We start from the raw sequence: 19,451 nt of genomic DNA, 5'->3' as shown, positions 1-19,451 counted from the left end.
GCCTTTATCTTAATCCCAAAGGCCGTCTGAAACAATATTTCCAAGCGCTTGAAATCCTGTTAAATCAGTTAAATGGTTGAAACCAGCCTCATGCAAACGGTAAAATGACGGTTTGCTTCGGCCTCTTTGCCGATTACTAAGGATACCCATGATGAAAATCAGCACCCAATTCGATGCCGGTTCGGTCGTTGTCAAAGATTTGAGCAACCCTGCCGATATCCGTCTCGCCCTGCGTCCCGACAATGCTTCGGAGTTTGCCCAATGGTTTTACTTCCGTTTGCAGGGTGCGGCCTATCAAAACTGCGTGATGCATTTTGAAAATGCGGCGGACGCTGCGTATCCTTTGGGCTGGGAGGACTATCAGGCTTGCGCCTCTTACGACCGCCAAAATTGGTTCCGCGTGCCGACCAGCTATGAAAACGGTGTGTTGACCATCAACCATACGCCTTTGTCCAACAGCGTTTACTACGCTTATTTCGAGCCTTATTCCAACGAGCAGCATTTGAACCTTTTGGGCGATGCGCAGGGCAGCGGCTTGTGCCGTATCGACGACTTGGGCAGTACCGTTCAAGGCCGTGATATTAATCTTTTGACCATCGGCAACCAAGTCGAAAGCGACATGAAAGTCTGGATTATCGCCCGTCAACATCCGGGCGAAACCATGGCGGAATGGTTTGTCGAAGGTTTGCTGGGCCGCCTACTTGATCCGCAAGATCCGACCGCGCGCATGTTGCTTGACCGTGCGACTTTCTACATTGTGCCGAATATGAATCCGGACGGTTCGGTTTTGGGTAATTTGCGCACCAATGCCGCCGGCGCCAACCTTAACCGCGAATGGGAAAACCCGACTTTGGAGCGAAGCCCCGAAGTCTTTACCGTGCGCGAAAAAATGATGGAAACCGGCGTGGATTTGTTCTTGGATATTCACGGCGATGAAGGCCTGCCGTTTGTCTTTGTGGCCGGTACCGAAGGCGTGCCGAACTACAACGAGCGCATCGAAGCCTTGGAAGACCAATTCAAACTCGCGCTGCTCAATGCCAGCCCAGATTTCCAAGACGATTACGGCTATGACAAAGATGCGCCGGGTCAGGCAAATATGACTTTGGCGACCAACTGGGTTGGCAATCATTTCAACTGCCTTGCCTATACTTTGGAAATGCCGTTTAAAGACAATGCCAACCTGCCGGACGACGATTTCGGCTGGAACGGCCAACGCTCGCTGCGCTTGGGCGAGGCCATGTTGTCTGCTATTTTGAATGTGGTTGGCGATTTGCGTTAAACCGCCTAACACTGCATACAGGCCGTCTGAAAGTTCAGGCTTTCAGACGGCCTTTGAGATAAGGAACATACATTATGATGATACATCCCCAGTTTGATCCGGTGCTGATCAGCATCGGCCCGCTTGCCATCCGCTGGTATGCCTTGAGCTATATTGTCGGCTTTATCCTGTTTACGATTTTGGGCCGCCGCCGTATCGCGCAGGGCAATTCTGTGTTTACCAAAGAAACACTCGACGATTTCCTGACTTGGGGTATCTTGGGCGTCATCTTGGGCGGCCGTATCGGCTACGTTTTGTTTTATAAATTTTCCGACTATTTGGCCAACCCGTTGGATATTTTCAAAGTGTGGGAAGGCGGCATGTCGTTTCACGGCGGCTTTTTGGGTGTGGTCGTTGCCATGTGGCTGTTTGGCCGTAAGCATAACATCAGCATTTTAAAATTGATGGATACCGTTGCACCGCTCGTACCGCTGGGCTTGGCTTCCGGCCGTATCGGCAACTTTATCAACGGCGAACTTTGGGGACGTGTGACCGAACTCAATGCTTTCTGGGCGATGGGTTTCCCCCAAGCGCGTTACGAAGATGCGGAAGCCGCGGCACACAATCCTTTGTGGGCTGAATGGCTGCAACAATACGGCATGTTGCCGCGCCATCCGTCTCAGCTTTACCAGTTTGCCCTTGAAGGCATTTGCCTGTTTGTTATCGTTTGGATTTTCTCGAAAAAACCGCGTCCGGCCGGACAAACGGCAGCATTGTTCTTGGGCGGTTACGGATTGTTCCGCTTTATTGCAGAATTTGCCCGCCAGCCTGACGACTATCTCGGCCTGTTGACCTTGGGTTTGTCCATGGGTCAATGGTTGAGCGTGCCGATGATTGTATTGGGCGTGATTGGTTTTGTTTGGTTTGGCCGTAAAAACAGTGTTGCCAAAGCGTAAATAAAACAATGAATAAAGGCCGTCTGAAAAGGTTTTCAGACGGCCTTTTTATGGCTTCAAGCAAATGGATTTTAGGCTTAACCGAAAAAGCCCATTTTGACTTGAATGAGTTTTTCCAACTCCGGCAGGACGCGGCGGCGTGAGACGAAGAAGATAATGTGGTCGCCGTCTTGGAGGATGGTTTCGGTGTGGTGTCCCATGATGACCTCGCCGGTTGCGCCGCGGACGATGGCGGCGATGTAGCAGTCGCTCGGCCATTTGATGCCGCTGATGCGGCGGCCGACGATGGCGGAAGTGTTTTTATCGCCATGTACCACCACTTCGATGGCTTCGGCCGTGCCGCGGCGCAGAGGGTGGACGGCAACGATGTCGCCGCGGCGGATGTGGGCGAGGATGGAGCCGATGGTAATCAGGTGGGGGGAAACGACGATATCGATTTTGTTGCCTTCGAGCAAATCGACGTAGCTTGAGCGGTTGACGATGGTGATTACGCGTTTGGCACCAAGGTTTTTTGCCAACAGGCTGGACATGATGTTGTTTTCGTCGTCGTTGGTCAGCGCGCAGAAGACGTCGATTTCGTCGATGTATTCTTCGTCCAGCAGGGTTTCGTCGGTGGCGGAACCTTGCAGGACGAGGGTGTTGTCTAGATTTTCGGCCAGCCATTCGGCACGGTGGGGTTTGTATTCGATGATTTTGATGTCGTATTTGGACTCGAGCTGCTTGGCGAGGCGGTAGCCGATGTTGCCGCCGCCGGCGATCATGATGCGGCGGGTGCGCGCTTCTTTCGGACGTAATTCGCGCATGATGGCTTCCACGCTGTTGATGTCGGCGGCAAACAGGACTTCATCGCCTTCGATGATGACGGTTTGCGGGGTAGGGACGATCAGGCGGTTGTTGCGGTAGATGGCGCAGATTTGGCAGTCCACGCCTTCGAGCAGATGTTGGTTGATGTCGGCAATTTCACGGCCGATCAGCAAACCGCCTTTGCGGGCTTGAACAATCACCATGCGCACTTTATCGTTGGCAAAACTGAGTACCTGCAATGAGCTGGTGTAGTTGAGCAGGCCGACGAGTTGTTCAGTAACCAGTTGTTCGGGGCTGATGGTTTCGGTAATGCCGAAGATGTTGAGGCTGCCTTCTTCGGGGTTGTCGCTGCCGGCAACCGGGTATTCAAGGTATTCGCTTGAGCGCACGCGTGCGATGCGGCTGGGGATGTTAAATAGGTCGGCGGCGATTTTGGAGGCGACAATGTTGGTTTCGTCGCTGCGGGTCAGGGCAAGCAGGAGGTCGGAATCTGCCGCGCCTGCCTGTTCGAGGGTAAAGGGCGATGCGCCGTTGCCGACGATGGTTTGGACATCGAGGCGGCTGCTGATGCGGTTGAGCGCTTTTTCGTCGATGTCGATGATGATAACGTCGTTGCTGGGAACGGAGGCGAGGTTTTGGGCGACGGTCGAGCCGACTTGGCCGCTGCCGAGAATGAGTATTTTCACGGTAATCGAGTGTGTTTGGTAAAAATGAAATTGTAACAAAAGGCCGTCTGAAATTGGAGTTTCAGACGGCCTGATTTTTCAATCGGCTAAAGGATTACCAATAGCCCAAGGCTTTCCACCACAAGATGCCGACAGTGCTGAAAATCAGGATTTCGACCACGCTCATGATGAAGCCGGCTTTCCACCATTCGGTCATGTTGACGTAGTTTGAGCCGTAAATGACAGGTGCGGAACCGGTGGCGTAGTGGGTCAGCGACATCATGATGCCGGTAGCGGCTGCCATAATCAGGGCAAACAGCATCGGTGGCGCGCCCAAGGCCAAGCCTGCGCCGTAGAATGCGCCGAACATGGCGGTAACGTGTGCCGTACCGCTGGCGAAAACGTAGTGGGCGTAGAGGTAGGCCAGCATCAACAGGGCGCAACCGGCTTCCCAACCCAAGCCCATGTGGGCGATACCGCTTTGCATGGAGTCGGACAACCAGCTGATGAGGCCCAGTTTGTTGAGGAAGTTTGCCATCATCACCAAGGCCGCGAACCAGACGATGGTATCCCACGCGCTTTTTTCTTTCAGCGCGTCGTCCCAAGTCAGTACGCCGGTCAAAAGGCACAGGCTCAAGCCGAGGAAGGTGGTGGCGGTAGCGTCCACTTTCACGCCGAACAGCATTTCAGGAATACCCGCCCACAACAGCAGCAGAACTAAGAAAATACCCAGCATGATTTTTTCTTCATGCTTCATCGGCCCCATGGCAGCCAAATGCTCTTTTGCCAATGCAGTGGCGTTGGGGGTCTGTTTGATTTCAGGCGGATACAGGAAATACAGCACCAGCGGCATCAGCAGCATAGCAATCAGGCCGGGTACGACCATTGCCAAGAACCAAGTACCCCAAGAGAGTTGGATCTCCGAATTGGTGGCTTTGGCAACCAATTCGACCACCAGCGGATTAGGTGCGGTGGCGGTGATAAAAATCAGACAGGTAATTACATTGGAGTGGAAGTTGACCAGTGAAAGGTATTTACCGATTTTGCCTTCCGTCCCTTTTTCTGGGTCGGAGTCGAAGCTCAAGGCAATGGATTTCATAATCGGATGCACGATGGCACCGCCGCGCGCAGTATTACTCGGCGTTACCGGACCGATGACCAAGTCGGCCAGCGCCAAGCTGTAACCAACGCCCAGCGTGCGTTTGCCGAAGAGGGAAATCAAGAGGTAGCCGATACGCATACCCAAGCCGGTTTTCAACAGGCCGCGTGAAATGATGATAGCGATACCGATCATCCAGATGAGCGAGTTGTTGAGGCTGCTCAAAGCGTCTTTGGTTGCATCGGCGGCTTTTTCGTTGGTCACGCCGGTCAGTGCAACCAAGGTAATGCCCAAAATTGCCATGGCACCGATGGGCATGGCTTTGCCGATGATGCCGGCGATGATGCCGACGAACAATGCCAAAAGATGCCATGCGTCAGGCGATACGCCTTGAGGAACGGGGATAACGAACCAGATAAGCAGCGTCAGCACAAGTGCGACCGCAGCAGGAATTGGCTTGAAGCCCATGTTGAATCTCCTAATTTGAGGATTAAAGAATTGGGAAATCGGTTTTCAGACGGCCTGAGTGTTGCTTAAGGCCGTCTGAACGTATTTTGGTAGGTTCGGAAGGTATTTTTCTTAATGGGTTTCTTTTCTATCTTAGAAAGAAGAGAAAGGGGGGCGGGTATCGTTTTTCAGACGGCCTTTACAGTAATAGGCCGTCTGAAAACAATACCGATTTACTCCTGCTCCGCCGGCAGGCCGTACTCTTCGGGGAAGGTACGCAGCGAACTTTGCAGAACCGTTACCGCGCCGTCAATCAAACCGCAACGGCCGCTTCGGGGCAGCAGTTGGCACAGGCTTTGCAAGGCGCGCAGGTCGTCGGGAGTGCCGATACCGGTATCCACGCGGTTGAGCAGGCGGGAAAGTTGGAACGTGCCGCCTTTGCACGGCGGGCACTGTCCGCATGAGTTGGCAGCAAAAAACTCCACATATTCAGAGACTTTACGCACTACACTCGTGCCTTCGGAAATCACAATCATCGCACCCGTACCGAGGCTGGATTTGCGTTCGCGCACGGAAACGAAGTCCAATGGCACATCCAAATCTTTGGCAGTCAGAAGCGTGTTTGATGGACCGCCAGTGAAGACGGCTTTAAACGTGCGGCCTTCAAGCATACCGCCGCCGTGATCGAAAATCAGTGATTTCAGCGTTGTACCCATCGGCAGCTCGTACAGGCCAGGATTCAATACGTCGCCGGAGAGCGAGTAGAGTTTCGTACCTGCGGCATCGCCCAACCCCAGCGATTTGTACCATTCCGCGCCTTTGGCAAGGATTTGCGGAATATTGGCGAAGGTTTCGGTGTTGTTGATTAGGGTCGGTTCACCGTTGACACCGCTTTCGGCAGGGAAAGGCGGTTTGCGGCGAGGGAAGGGGAAGCCGCCTTCCAACCATGAAATGACAGCGGTTTCTTCGCCGCCGATATAACGGCCCGAAGTTTCAACCAGCTGCAAATCCAAAGGTTTGCCCAGATAGTTTTCGATGCGGATGAACAAATCGCTTTTTTTCCATTGCTCGATGGCGGGCACGATGGCGGCGACGGATTCGGTCTGGTGCGGGTTGACATACATAATCGCTTTGTTGGCGCGGCAGGCGACGGCGGCAATCAGTACGCCCTCGATAACTTGGTGCGGCGTTTTCGCCAGCAATACGCGGTCTTTGAACGTACCCGGTTCGTCTTCGTTGGCGTTACAGACGACGTATTTGTCGCCGTGTTTGCTTTGGGCTGCGACGGCTGCCTCCCATTTGCGCCAAGTCGGGAAACCTGCGCCGCCCATGCCGCAGAGGTTGGCGTCTTGCAGCTTGGAAACGATGCTTTGAGGATCGGCAAGTGCCGCCAGCAGGCCTTCGCCGCCGCCGACTTTGCGCCACGCGGCCAAATCCGCGCCGACTTGGCGGGAAGGGTGCAGTAAGTTTTGATTGGCTTGATTCATGATTGTTGCTCCTGCAAACCGGCGTGTTCGCGCAAATCGAATTTGCCGTAGTCGGGATATAAAACGGGGGCTTTGATGTCGCTGGTCAGACCGGCGCGGGTCATTTCGCGTTGCAGGTCGTGGACGTGGCCGACACCGCCGCGTACTTTTTTCAGCGGCAGGCCGCAATTTGCCGCGGCTTTACCGGCACGGCGGCCGAAGCTGATGATGTCCAGAAGTGCGTTGCCCATCAGGCGGTTGCGGCCGTGGATACCGCCGGTTACTTCGCCGGCGCAATAGAGGCCTTCCACGCAAGTCGCGCCGTCGCCGTTGATTTCGATGCCGCCGTTTTGATAGTGAAGGGTCGGATGAATCATCATCGGCTCAACAGCAGGGTCGATGCCGCATTTGTGGGCGACGTGGCCGAGTGTTACCAAACGGTTCAACACGTCGGGGTCGTTGGCAATCAGGCGCGGGGTGTCGAGGAACACGCCGACTTGACCGTCGCGCACCACGCCGCGGCCTTCGCGACACTCGCGCAGGATGGCGGCAGCAACGACGTCGCGCGGCTGCAATTCGTCAACAAAACGCTCGCCCAAACCGTTGACCAGTTTGGTGCCTGCAGAGCGGACGGCTTCAGAAATCAGCGCGCCTGCCAAGTGTGGCGGATGGGCGACGCCAGTCGGGTGGTATTGGAAAGAGTCGACATCGCGCAGTTTCGCGCCGATACGGTAAGCCATTACCAGGCCGTCTGCAGTCGCGCCATAGTGGTTGGAAGTGGCAAAACCTTGCAAGTGCAGGCGTCCGCTGCCGCCGGTTGCCAAGACCACGGCTTTGGCGTGAACCAATACCAAAGAGCGTTTTTCCAAATCGTACAAAATCGCGCCGACGCAGCGGCCGTGTTCGTCTGATAATAATTCGATGGCGGGGTGGCGGTTGAGCTGGGTGATGTTTTCGTCGAGTTCGACTGCTTCGCGCAGTACGCGCATCATTTCGAGGCCGGTAAAGTCGCGGTAGCTCAAAATACGCGGTACGGTTGTACCGCCTGCACGTTTGCGGCTCAACATGCCGTTGCTGTCCGCGCCTTTGGCAAGGTCGAAAGTCATGCCCAAGCCAATCAGCCAGCGGATGGCGGACGGCGCGTCGGTAACCATTTGTGCCACCAATTCTTTTTTGCCTGCGTTGTGGCCGCCTTTGATGGTGTCGTCAAAGTGTTGCTGCAGGCTGTCTTCCGCGCCGACTGCCGCCTGAATGCCGCCTTCGGCCATCACGGTATTGCTGTCGCCGATACGCAGCTTGTTTGCCATGATGACGCGTGCGCCGGCTTCAGTCGCAGACAATGCCGCCGCCGCACCTGCACCGCCGCCGCCGATCACCAAGACGTCGGTGTTCAGGTGTTCTGCACCAGACAAATCATAGTCGTCAATCAGAGGCTGACTGATTAAGAGTTTGGCCAGGTCAGGGTGGCAGTAATCGCCTTGGTTCGGGCCGATAGGCAGTTTCACACGCGCATCGGCTTGATAGTCGGGGTGAAACTGGCTCAGCAATTCGTTTTTTTCAGGTAAATCGCCACGCAGTTCCAATGAGGACGCACGCAGATTGGCAAGGGCGGTTTCGTAGTCTATGCCTTGGATTTTGTTAGCCATCACACTGACTCCTCTTCAAATTCGACTTTCATTTTGCCACTGTCGATTTCGCGCAGGCGGCGCATCAAATCCACCGGACGCAACGTACGCGCCGCTTTCATGCGGCGGGCGAACAGGCCCAAGTGGTTCGGACGGATGTGTTCTGGGCAGGAGAGGGTGCAGAGGTTGCACATCACGCATTGGTCGAAGGTCAGTGCAGCCGCGCCGAAATCACCGGAAACTACCTGTGCTACGCCGTTTTCCACTTGTAAACCTTTAGGACAGGCGCGGTTGCAGCCGCCGCAATGACGGCAGTTTTGCGCTTCAGGGAAGGCTTTGGCGGTATCGTCCAACCAGTTCCAGCCGTCGCCAATCTCGCTCACGTCGTAATATTGGATATGCTCAGGAATAAAGTAGTCCAAGAAGCTGACCTGCATGCCTTCCTCGACTTTGGTCTCGCATGCCAGTGCAGTCGTTACTTCGCGCTCGCCTTCTTTACGAATCATGCAGCGGCAGGAACCGCATACGCCTTGACCCATGCAGCCGACGTTGGCAGTAATCGCATTGCCCGAACGTGCATAGGCTTGGATGATTGACGAATCGGCGGAAGCTTTGACTTCGTGGCCGTCTATGGTCAGGGTTAACAAATTTTCACTCATGATTTGTTCCTGTGAAATTGGAAGTTGGAATAGTGGATAATTTGGTTAATTGTATTTTTATTACATTTATTACGTATGAGGAAAATATCCAAGTGATTTACTCGGAAATTCTTTTAAAATCAATGTTTATCTATATAAGGCGAAGTGTATCAGAATTTGTTGGATTTGATGATAGGGAGGGATTAGCCTTGCTTAAGGAAGAAATTGTAAACAAAATATGCCTATTATTTAGACAAATTAATCATTTATATTTGATTTTAAAGGTAAAAGAAAATTACCTTTTTAGTATATTTGCAAAAATAATCTAATATTTGCTAGTAGAAATCATTATTATATCTTAAGGTTTAATATATAACTTATTGTATATATTAGATAATATTAATTTTGTAAACAAACGAAAAGGCTGTTATAAAATTTCATAAAATTAAATAAGTTTGACATCCGTCAAGAAGGTTGAGGGAGGGAATGACATAAATTTTACAATTGTGTATCGTATTAAAAAATAAAATGGCCGTCTGAAATGGGGATGGTTCTCTTTTAAATACAGGCTACTAAATTTTTTACTCAGATGTGCAGGGCAAATATTTCAGATGGCCTGGCAATAAGGTTATCGTTTAAAAATAATGTAGTTTTATTTCTGTGTAAGTGAATGGCCAGTAGATATGGGTTATCAATAACCAAGTGATTTAATATGTTATTAAATTCTAATTAAATCAATGAAGTATGAAAATGATATTGTCTGGATTATTCATTTGAAAGCACTATTACACTATTGAAGGCCGTCTGAAAAATCGGTCTCTTAAAAAATAAACAAACCCTTCCTACCATGACTCCCGAAAAGGAACACAATCATGACCGTCATCAAGCAAGAAGACTTTATCCAAAGTATTTTCGACGCTTTCCAATTTATCAGCTACTACCATCCTAAAGACTACATTCAGGCTTTGTACAAGGCTTACCAAAAAGAAGAGAACCCTGCCGCCAAAGATGCAATGGCGCAGATTTTGGTCAATAGCCGTATGTGTGCCGAAGGCCATCGTCCGATTTGTCAGGATACCGGTATTGCGACCGTATTCTTGAAAGTGGGTATGGATGTACAGTGGGATGCCGAGATGAGCGTACAGGAAATGGTCAACGAAGGCGTACGCCGCGCATATACCTATCCTGACAACAAACTGCGCGCCTCCGTATTGGCCGACCCGGCTGGCAAACGTCAAAATACTAAAGACAACACCCCTGCCGTTGTACACATGGAAATCGTGAAAGGCGACAAAGTCGAGGTTACTTGCGCGGCCAAAGGCGGCGGTTCTGAAAACAAAACCAAAGTGGCCATGCTCAACCCATCAGACAGTATCGTTGATTGGGTATTGAAAACCGTTCCTCAAATGGGTGCAGGCTGGTGTCCTCCGGGCATCTTGGGTATCGGTATCGGCGGCACGCCTGAAAAAGCAGTGTTGATGGCCAAAGAGAGCCTGATGAGCCATATCGATATTCAGGAGCTCAAAGAAAAAGCCGATTCCGGTGCAGAATTGTCTACCACCGAAGCCCTGCGCTTGGAACTCTACAAAAAAGTAAATGCCTTGGGTATTGGCGCACAAGGTTTGGGCGGCTTGAGCACCGTGCTGGATGTCAAAATCCTTGACTACCCAACCCACGCGGCTTCCAAACCGATTGCCATGATTCCAAACTGCGCGGCAACCCGCCACATCGAATTTGAATTGGACGGCTCAGGCCCGGCCAAACTGGAAGCCCCGTCTTTGGAAGACTGGCCGGATCTGACTTACAGCCCGGATAACGGCAAACGTGTCGATGTCAACAATCTGACCAAAGAAGAAGTGGCTACATGGAAAACCGGCGACGTATTGTTGCTGAACGGTAAAATCCTGACCGGCCGCGATGCCGCGCACAAACGTCTGGTTGACATGCTCAATAAAGGCGAAGAGTTGCCGGTGGATTTTACCAACAAACTGATTTACTACGTCGGCCCGGTTGATCCAGTCCGCGACGAAGTTGTTGGCCCAGCCGGTCCGACTACTTCCACTCGTATGGATAAATTTACCCGCCAAATGCTTGAACAAACCGGCCTCCTAGGTATGATCGGCAAATCCGAACGTGGCGCAGCGACTTGCCAAGCCATTGCTGATAACAAAGCCGTTTACCTGATGGCTGTCGGCGGCGCGGCATATCTGGTGGCCAAAGCCATTAAAGCATCTAAAGTTTTGGCGTTCCCAGAATTGGGTATGGAAGCGATTTACGAATTTGAAGTCAAAGACATGCCTGTGACCGTTGCAGTGGATAGCAACGGCGAATCGGTTCACGCTATTGCGCCAAAACAATGGCAGGCTAAAATCGGTATTATCCCGGTTGAAGCTTGATATTTGACTGAATAATCAAAGGCCGTCTGAACGATTTCAGACGGCCTTTTTTTGCTTACAAATAATTCAAATGTTTTCAAACGAGTAAATTTCCCTTCCTAAAAAACACTTGTCAAAATCAGTATTTGAAACTAAAATTCATGGCTTATCGAGTCGGAGTGTGGCGCAGTCTGGTAGCGCACTTGCATGGGGTGCAAGGGGTCGAAGGTTCGAATCCTTTCACTCCGACCAAAAGATTTTAAGGACTTAACCTGTTTTTCCAGTTAAGTCCTTTTTGTTTTTACTCTTCAAGTTTCATTATAGATTGCTCACTTCGGTATAGGCTATTAGGCTGAAAAAAATCTTGCAACCTTGTGGAACAGTATGATTATTTTTGTAGTAAAGGCCGTCTGAAAAATAACGAAAAACCTGCTTAAAAAAGCAGGTTTTGTTGTTTCTAAAGCAGGTCTATTCGGCACTATCTTTCAGCGTGTCTTTATAAGTATAAAGATACGATGCGCCGACAAAGGATGCTCCACCGACGACATTGCCCAGGAATACGGGAATCATGTTGAAGAAAAATTGCCCCCAAGTAATGTTTGCGCCTGCCAAAATGCCGGCCGGGATAACGAACATATTGGCGACAAGGTGTTGGAAGCCGTTTAATACGAAAATCATGACGGGGAACCAAATGGCCAGCATTCGTCCGGTTGTGTTTTTAGCGGCAAAGTGCAGCCATGCCCCCATGCAGACCATCCAGTTACATGCGACTGCCGATACGAAAGCACGGCCGAAATCCATATGGATTTTTGCTTCTGCCACAGCAATGGTTTTTTCTGCCACGCTGCCTTCAATCATACCGACATAGTACCCAAGGAAAAAAGCCATCGCCAGCGTGCCTACCAAATTGCCCATGCAGACGATAACCCAGTTTCGCAGCAGCATTTCAGAGGAAATCCGTCCGGCCAATCTGCCTAAAGACATAATCATCATGTTGCTGGTTACCAGCTCGCCGCCGCCAAGCAGGATACAAATCAAGGCGATTGGGAACACGGCGGCACCGAGTAAAGTCGCAACGCCGCCCCATTCGTGCGGAATGCCGCTGACTACTTTTAAATAGGCAAGATAACCGAAGCCGATGTATCCGCCGGCCAAAATGCTCAAAATTGCCAGTGTGGGGATGCTGGATTGTGCTTTGGCGCAGCTTTTGTCGAGAACAACCTGTAAAATTTCCTGTGGGTATAAATCGCGCGAAGCCATGATGTTCCTTAAAGTGGGTTGAGGAGGAAACGTTGTTTTAAAGGTGGTACAAACTGTCGCGGTAGAGTGGTGTTATAGGGAGCCGATGTACGGCCTTTGTCTTATCAATCAGTCTGAATTAAACCTAAAAAACAGATACTTCGCCTTGTTTTAGCTCAAAAGAAATATTATTACATTTTGTCTCCATATTAAAAAAGGCCGTCTGAACATTGAAATTTCAGACGGCCTGGTTTTGATTTCTTAAACTGACAAATGAGCCAGCTTTGCATTGCCTTCGCGTGGAATAGGGCGCGGATTACCTTGTGCATCGATGGCGACGTAAGTGAATACGGCTTCAGTAACCAGTTGGCGGTCTTCCGTTACCATATCGTTCATCAAAGTCTTCACCCACACTTCGATTTTCAGTTGCAAAGAAGTATTGCCGACGCGTACGCAATGACCATAGCAGCATACGACATTGCCAACCTTTACCGGTCTGATGAAATTCATTTCTTGAACGGCCACGGTGACAATGCGTCCCTGTGCGATTTCTGCCGCCAAAATACCGCCGCCCAAATCCATTTGCGACATAATCCAGCCGCCGAAGATGTCCTGATTAGGGTTGGTATCGCGCGGCATGGCTACCGTACGCAATAAAAGTTGTCCTTCGGGTGCGGCATGGGTTTGTTTGTTGTCAGCCATAAAAAATCCTGTCAAAAAGTGGTATTTTACGCCATTTGTGGCGTTAAACCTATGTAGGCCGTCTGAAAAATCAGCAGGTAAAGTGTTACAATTAAATATATTCATCAGACAAAGGAGAAAGCTCATGCATCCGATTCAAGAACCACGAAATAGCGGCCTTTTACGCGTATCTGACATTCACGAAATCTACTGGGAAGAGTCAGGCAATCCTGATGGCCACCCCGTGATTTTCCTGCATGGCGGCCCCGGAGCAGGCGCATCACCGGCCTGTCGCGGCTTTTTCAATCCAGAACATTTCCGCATCGTCATCATCGACCAACGCGGCTGCGGACGTTCCAAACCCTATGCCTGTATCGAAGACAACACCACATGGGATTTGGTTGCCGATATCGAAAAAGTACGCGAAATGCTCGGCATTCAAAAATGGCTGGTTTTCGGCGGTTCATGGGGCAGCACCTTGTCGCTGACTTATGCCGAAACCCATCCCGATCGCGTCAGTGGCTTAGTTTTGCGCGGTATTTTCCTGTGCAGGCCGTCTGAAATGGCATGGCTGAACGAAGCAGGCGGCGTCAGCCAAATTTATCCGGCTCAATGGCAAAAATTCATCGCCCCCGTAGCCGAAAACAAACGCCAAGCCCTAATCAAAGCCTACCATGAAATGCTGTTCAGCGAAGATGAAGCCACGCGCCTCAAAGCGGCCAAATCATGGGCAGACTGGGAAAGCTACCTTATTCAGTTTGAACCCAAAGACGTGGATGAAGACCCGCAAGCCTCTCTTGCCATCGCAAGAATGGAAAACCATTACTTCGTGAACGAAGGCTGGCTGCAGGGCGATAAAGCCATCTTGGCAAACATCGACAAAATCCGCCATATCCCAACCATCATTGTCCAAGGCCGCTATGACCTATGCACCCCGATGCAAAGCGCATGGGAACTCTCGCAAGCCTTCCCTGAGGCAGAATTGAGAATCGTCCAAGCAGGCCACTCTTCTTTTGATCCTTCACTTTCCGAGGCCTTAGTGAAAGCAGTAGAGGATATTAGAAGCAAGTTGTAAAGGTTAAACAATAATAATGCCGTCTGAAAAAGTTTCAGACGGCATTTTTTCTATTTACATATTAAATTTAATATCATATTATCATTGCATGATATCAGTTTGAATTTTTTTAGAATTTCAATATGAAACCTCTAATTTACTACGCCCATTCCGCGCAAGACGAACTCGGCAATCTCTTACCTTACGAACATTGGCAAACCTTACAAAGCCATTTGGTCAATGTTGGGGAAATAGCGGCGGAGTTTGCTCGGGTATTTGGTGCACAGGAAATTGCCTACCAGACGGGACAACTTCACGATTTAGGGAAATATTCAGAACTCTTTAATCAGCGATTGCATGGTGGCCCATCAGTCGATCATGCTACTGCCGGAGCCAAAGTTGCAAAAATGCTTGCTTCAGGGTGGGTTCCAAAGTATAAACTGTGGTTATCTTTCTTAGGCTAGATAACTTTATTAATGAATTAAAAGGCAAAAATAATGGAAACGAAACAAACCAATTCAACCATCAAATCGCGTGCGGCGGTGGCATTCGCTCCAAATCAACCCTTACAAATTGTGGAAATCGATGTAGAAATGCCGCGTAAAGGCGAGGTGTTAATCCGTAACACTCATACTGGCGTGTGCCATACTGATGCATTTACGTTATCAGGAAGCGATCCTGAAGGCGTATTCCCTGTGGTGCTTGGGCATGAAGGTGCGGGTGTGGTCGTTGCTGTGGGCGAAGGTGTGTCAAGTGTAAAACTGGGTGATCACGTTATTCCGCTTTACACTGCGGAATGTGGCGAATGTGAGTTTTGTCGTTCGGGTAAAACCAACTTATGCGTCTCAGTGCGTGATACGCAAGGTAAAGGTTTAATGCCGGACGGCACGACGCGTTTTTCTTATCAAGGTCAGCCGATTTATCACTATATGGGCTGTTCGACTTTCAGTGAATACTCAGTTGTTGCCGAAGTTTCACTGGCAAAAATCAACCCGGAAGCCAACCACGAACATGTATGTTTGCTCGGCTGCGGCGTTACCACAGGTATTGGCGCGGTACATAACACAGCAAAAGTGCAAGAAGGCGACTCTGTGGCCGTGTTTGGTTTGGGGGCGATTGGTTTGGCGGTAGTGCAAGGTGCGCGTCAAGCCAAAGCTGGTCGTATTATTGCTATTGATACCAATCCTGCAAAATTCGAGTTGGCAAAACAGTTTGGTGCAACGGATTGTTTAAACCCGAACGATTACGATAAACCGATCAAAGATGTGTTGTTAGATATCAACAAATGGGGCATTGACCATACCTTTGAATGTATCGGTAATGTAAATGTAATGCGTCAAGCATTAGAAAGCGCACACCGTGGCTGGGGACAATCCATTATTATCGGCGTAGCGGGTGCAGGACAAGAAATTTCAACGCGTCCGTTCCAGTTGGTAACGGGTCGTGTTTGGAAAGGCACGGCATTTGGCGGCGTGAAAGGCCGCTCTGAACTGCCGAAAATGGTGGAAGACTCAATGAAAGGCGACATTGAGTTAGAACCGTTTGTGACCCACACAATGACACTCGATCAAATCAATGAAGCCTTTGAGTTAATGCACGAAGGTAAATCGATCCGCGCTGTTATTCATTACTAAGGTACGCGATGAAACTGATTGAACAACATCAAATTTTTGACGGTTTGCAGCAAGTTTGGGCACACCATGCCCAAACGTTGCAATGCGAAATGAAATTTGCTGTCTATTTGCCGGATAATCCAGAGAATCGACCACTTGGTGTGATTTATTGGCTTTCCGGCTTGACGTGCACTGAACAAAATTTCATTACCAAATCAGGCTTTCAGCGTTATGCGGCAGAACATCAAGTGATTGTGGTTGCGCCCGATACCAGCCCTCGCGGAGAGCAAGTGCCGAATGATGCTGCTTACGATTTAGGGCAAGGTGCAGGCTTTTATTTGAATGCGACCGAGCAGCCTTGGGCGACGAATTATCAGATGTATGATTATGTCTTGAACGAATTGCCTGATCTAATTGAAGCAAATTTCCCTACTAACGGCAAACGTTCCATTATGGGGCATTCAATGGGCGGACACGGCGCATTGGTATTGGCATTGCGAAACTGGGAACGTTATCAAAGTGTCTCTGCCTTTTCGCCCATTTTGTCGCCAAGCCTTGTGCCTTGGGGAGAAAAAGCCTTTACTGCCTATTTAGGGAAAGATCGTGAAAAATGGCAGCAATATGATGCTAGTTCGCTCATTCAACAAGGCTATAAAGTGCAAGGTATGCGCATTGATCAGGGCTTGGAAGATGAGTTTTTGCCAACACAATTGCGTACCGAAGATTTTGTCGAAACCTGCCGTGCGGCAAACCAACCGGTCGATGTGCGCTTCCATAAAGGCTACGATCATAGCTATTACTTCATCGCCAGTTTTATTGGTGAGCATATTGCCTATCATGCGGCATTTTTGAAGTAAACCAAAGAAGTAATTTGTTTTAATAAATTAAAAAGGCATCGGATTGATGCCTTTTATTTTTTATAAATGATGAAAAATAATGCGATTAAAATGAGCTAGCTTGCTCACTCTCATTTAAATATCTCCCCATTCCAATCCAAATCGCTGTAAATATTTCCTTAATCGGTCGCTGTCATTGACTTTTGCCCTTTCTGTTCGGGAGACGTTGAACAATGCACGGCCGGCAGCAGCCATGTTGGGGTGTTTGCGGCATTCGTCGATGACGTGTTGCAGTTGCAGTTTGTCGAACAAATCCAATGTGTCCCAATTGATTTTATCAGGGTAGTCTTGTGCTTTTTCAGACGGCCTGTTATGTAGGAGGCCGTCTGAAAAGGGTTCTTCCGACCATAACCATTTGAGGCGTTCGATTTCGGCTTGGACTTGTTCTACCTGTATCCTGCCTTGCGGCGCGAGTGTGGCCAGGCGCATGATGCTGGCGGCTAGGTCGCGGAAGTTGCCGCGCCATGGTGCTTGGTTGGAGTGGGCGAAGTCGAGATAGGCGGCTAGGGCTTCTTTGTTGAAGCGGGTGGTTCGGCCGAGTTCCTGTGAAGCTAGGGCGAGCTGGTGTTCGACATTGGGCTCGATGTCTTCGCGGCGGTTGGCGAGTGCGGGCAGCGGATAGTTCCAAATATTGATGCGGGCAAACAGGTCTTCGCGGAAGCGTCCGGCGCGGATTTCGTGGCGTAGGTCGCGGTTGGTGCCGGCGATGAGTTGGAAGTCGCTTTTGACTTCGCTGTCGCTGCCGACGGGATAAAAGTGTTTTTCCTCAATGGCTTTGAGTAACATGGCTTGTTCGTCCAAGCCCAATTCTCCGATTTCATCTAAAAACAGTACACCGCCGTCGGCAGTTTTTAGATAGCCTTCACGTTTTTCCGCCGCGCCGGTAAAAGCGCCTTTTTTGTGGCCGAACAAGGCAGATGCTGCGCCGTCGCCGCGAAGGGTGGCGCAGTTTACATCGACAAATGTGCCTTTAATCAGATGGCGCGCTTTTTTCAATTCGAAAATCCTGCGTGCCAGCATGGATTTACCTGCGCCTGTCGGGCCGGAAAGCAGAATGGGGGAAGGAGAGTTGAGTGCGACCTGTTCGATTTCGGCAATCATGCGGTTGAAGGCGGCGTTTTGGGTGGAGATGCCGCTTTTCAGGTAGCGCACTGCGTCATCGCGTACGGCGGCAAGGCGTTCGGCAAGTACGTCGTAACGAGCCAAGTCTAAATCGATGATTTCATAACTGCCGACATTGCCGTCCTCCATACTGCGTCTTTGATTTTTGGGCGGAGCGGTTTGTAACAGTACGCCGGGGATTTGACGAGATTCCACCAATAAAAACAGGCAGATTTGAGCAACGTGTGTACCTGTAGTGATGTGGGTGAGATAAGTTTCTTCTTCTGTATCAAATGGATAGCTCGCTGCCCAATCATGCAGTTTGGTATAAACCTCGGAGAAATCCCACGGGTTTGCCAGCTCCATAGGTACAAGATTGACGACCGTGTGCGGCGACACCTGCTGAATATCGGCTTTTACATGATCCGCCAGCTCGCGGTATTTTTCCGCATAAAACAGCTCCATGCGGTCAAGATGAAAATCCTGACGCTGATTCATGGCGACATTCGGCCGCCATTTCTGCCAACGCCCTTGACCGAAACCACTGTCCAATACCGTACCGAGAAAGCTGACGGCGACTTGTTTTTTGTTACTCATCTTTTATTCCGTTTATTCCGTTCGAGTCTCAGACAGCCTTGTATTCAAGCTGCCTTCTTCATGTTTGAGATAGCCTGAAAAACTCTTTTTACTCAGGCGGTATCACTAACATAGGAATAACAAGCGTCCATTTTTCCAGCTTTTTCGTACCGATTTTTTCTGGGATACGTTGGCGAAATGATTCTCCTACTTCGTCTAAATAACGTACTCTGAAAGTGTTGGCATAGGCGGTAGTTTTTGTCGGCAACGGTGGTAATTTAACGGTACGGGCAACTTCAATATCATCAGAAAGGAAAATATATCTGCCATCCTCAGTCCGTTTCATTTCCAGTGGATCGTCTTTTTTCAGCTTCGCAGCAGTAAACAGGCGTTGTCTCACAGTTTCGACATTGTTGTGACAAACGATGAAGTCGATATCCAAATCACTTTTGCTGTCGGTTTTTCCCTCGGCTGCCGTGTTTCGATAAGCCGCCAAACGTCTGTATTCGGTATTCAAATCAGGTAATTCGGTAAAGATTTGAGCCACGTTTTCAATATCATCAGGTAGCTTTGCCATCCAAGGATGCTCTGGGGTAGTTTGCAGTAGGGTCAGTGTTTCTATGGCACGAGTCATAGCGACGTAATAAAGCCTCTGTTCGGCTTCGTCAACTCCCTGCCAACCGCCGTCTAAAATGAAGACGTGCTTAAACTCCAACCCTTTGACTGCGTGCGCCGTGCCTAGAAATATACCTTCCGAACGGGTTTCATGTTCATCACCTACATACTCGTAGAGCCAGCTTTTCAGAAAGGCAGACGAATATCGGTTAACAGTGCCACTACCGTTTTCAGACGACCCGTTGTCTTCTATGGGCGACGCTTGGATTTCTGCCTCACGACTCTCTGCAAGGTTATCCGACTTTTCAGGTAGCTTCTCATCTTGCAGTGGATATTCGTTTAA

General features: G+C 50.0%; 15 protein-coding genes, 1 tRNA gene and 1 pseudogene. 8 read left to right on the top strand and 9 right to left on the bottom strand.

The genetic code is table 11. From position 1 onward, the window contains the following. Positions 1-148 precede the first annotated feature (148 nt). Positions 149-1,279 carry a M14 family metallopeptidase gene (locus tag ACTHUT_RS06040; RefSeq protein WP_003746205.1) on the top strand — a complete coding sequence of 377 codons (1,131 nt, stop codon included), beginning with the start codon at positions 149-151 and terminating at the stop codon, positions 1,277-1,279. Positions 1,280-1,353: 74 nt separating this feature from the next. Next, a complete protein-coding gene (gene lgt, locus ACTHUT_RS06035; RefSeq protein ID WP_003746206.1) occupies positions 1,354-2,214 on the top strand; it encodes a prolipoprotein diacylglyceryl transferase in 861 nt (286 codons plus the stop codon). A gap of 77 nt (positions 2,215-2,291) precedes the next feature. On the opposite strand, the gene trkA is transcribed toward lgt, so the two are convergent. The 5 genes from trkA to ACTHUT_RS06010 form a co-directional block, all read right to left on the bottom strand. After that, positions 2,292-3,704, bottom strand: a complete 1,413-nt coding sequence (gene trkA, locus ACTHUT_RS06030; RefSeq protein WP_440385755.1) for a Trk system potassium transporter TrkA — start codon at positions 3,702-3,704, stop codon at positions 2,292-2,294. A 94-nt stretch (positions 3,705-3,798) separates the two neighbouring features. Continuing rightward, a complete protein-coding gene (locus tag ACTHUT_RS06025; protein WP_440385756.1) occupies positions 3,799-5,250 on the bottom strand; it encodes a DASS family sodium-coupled anion symporter in 1,452 nt (483 codons plus the stop codon). A 212-nt stretch (positions 5,251-5,462) separates the two neighbouring features. After that, on the bottom strand, positions 5,463-6,716 hold the full coding sequence (locus tag ACTHUT_RS06020; RefSeq protein WP_440385757.1) for a complex I 51 kDa subunit family protein: 1,254 nt from the start codon (positions 6,714-6,716) through the stop codon (positions 5,463-5,465). Then, positions 6,713-8,341: an FAD-binding protein gene (locus ACTHUT_RS06015; RefSeq protein ID WP_070838242.1), complete on the bottom strand. Its 1,629-nt coding sequence runs from the start codon at positions 8,339-8,341 to the stop codon at positions 6,713-6,715. The genes ACTHUT_RS06020 and ACTHUT_RS06015 overlap by 4 nt, the downstream gene beginning before the upstream one ends. Beyond that, positions 8,341-8,979, bottom strand: coding sequence for a 2Fe-2S iron-sulfur cluster-binding protein (locus ACTHUT_RS06010; protein WP_063068720.1), 639 nt, complete (start codon positions 8,977-8,979; stop codon positions 8,341-8,343). Before ACTHUT_RS06010 ends, ACTHUT_RS06015 begins: the two co-directional genes overlap by 1 nt. Before the next feature lie 851 nt (positions 8,980-9,830). Between ACTHUT_RS06010 and ACTHUT_RS06005 the strand changes: the two genes are divergently transcribed. Together ACTHUT_RS06005 and ACTHUT_RS06000 are read left to right on the top strand one after the other, a co-directional pair. After that, positions 9,831-11,354, top strand: a complete 1,524-nt coding sequence (locus ACTHUT_RS06005) for a fumarate hydratase (RefSeq protein ID WP_049323434.1) — start codon at positions 9,831-9,833, stop codon at positions 11,352-11,354. A gap of 154 nt (positions 11,355-11,508) precedes the next feature. After that, positions 11,509-11,585: transfer RNA gene (locus ACTHUT_RS06000), tRNA-Pro, on the top strand. 216 nt (positions 11,586-11,801) lie between these two features. On the opposite strand, the gene ACTHUT_RS05995 is transcribed toward ACTHUT_RS06000, so the two are convergent. Together ACTHUT_RS05995 and yciA are read right to left on the bottom strand one after the other, a co-directional pair. Next, positions 11,802-12,593, bottom strand: coding sequence for a formate/nitrite transporter family protein (locus ACTHUT_RS05995; RefSeq protein ID WP_440385758.1), 792 nt, complete (start codon positions 12,591-12,593; stop codon positions 11,802-11,804). Positions 12,594-12,833: 240 nt separating this feature from the next. Beyond that, complete coding sequence (gene yciA, locus ACTHUT_RS05990) at positions 12,834-13,274, bottom strand: acyl-CoA thioester hydrolase YciA (RefSeq protein WP_036491440.1); 441 nt, start codon at positions 13,272-13,274, stop codon at positions 12,834-12,836. A 124-nt stretch (positions 13,275-13,398) separates the two neighbouring features. Here yciA and pip point away from each other — a divergent pair, with 124 nt between their 5' ends. The 4 genes and pseudogenes from pip to fghA all read left to right on the top strand — a co-directional run bounded on the left by pip (position 13,399) and on the right by fghA (position 16,777). Next, positions 13,399-14,328: a prolyl aminopeptidase gene (pip, locus tag ACTHUT_RS05985; RefSeq protein WP_036491443.1), complete on the top strand. Its 930-nt coding sequence runs from the start codon at positions 13,399-13,401 to the stop codon at positions 14,326-14,328. 122 nt (positions 14,329-14,450) lie between these two features. After that, positions 14,451-14,711 (top strand): annotated as a pseudogene (locus ACTHUT_RS05980) (CRISPR-associated endonuclease Cas3''); the annotation flags it as partial. 93 nt (positions 14,712-14,804) lie between these two features. Next, on the top strand, positions 14,805-15,941 hold the full coding sequence (locus ACTHUT_RS05975; protein WP_440385759.1) for an S-(hydroxymethyl)glutathione dehydrogenase/class III alcohol dehydrogenase: 1,137 nt from the start codon (positions 14,805-14,807) through the stop codon (positions 15,939-15,941). An 8-nt stretch (positions 15,942-15,949) separates the two neighbouring features. Then, entirely contained in the window at positions 15,950-16,777 is an 828-nt protein-coding gene (fghA, locus tag ACTHUT_RS05970; protein WP_440385760.1) for an S-formylglutathione hydrolase, read from the top strand. 114 nt (positions 16,778-16,891) lie between these two features. On the opposite strand, the gene rtcR is transcribed toward fghA, so the two are convergent. Both rtcR and ACTHUT_RS05960 read right to left on the bottom strand, forming a co-directional pair. After that, entirely contained in the window at positions 16,892-18,514 is a 1,623-nt protein-coding gene (gene rtcR, locus ACTHUT_RS05965; RefSeq protein ID WP_440385761.1) for an RNA repair transcriptional activator RtcR, read from the bottom strand. A gap of 88 nt (positions 18,515-18,602) precedes the next feature. Next, on the bottom strand, positions 18,603-19,451 hold an 849-nt coding region (locus ACTHUT_RS05960; protein ID WP_440418700.1), incomplete at its 5' end, for an ATP-binding domain-containing protein.

The organism is Neisseria sp. P0022.S010 (genome assembly GCF_051956635.1).
The sequence above is the reverse complement of the archived record's forward strand: the minus strand, read 5'-3'. Positions and strand labels throughout refer to the sequence as shown.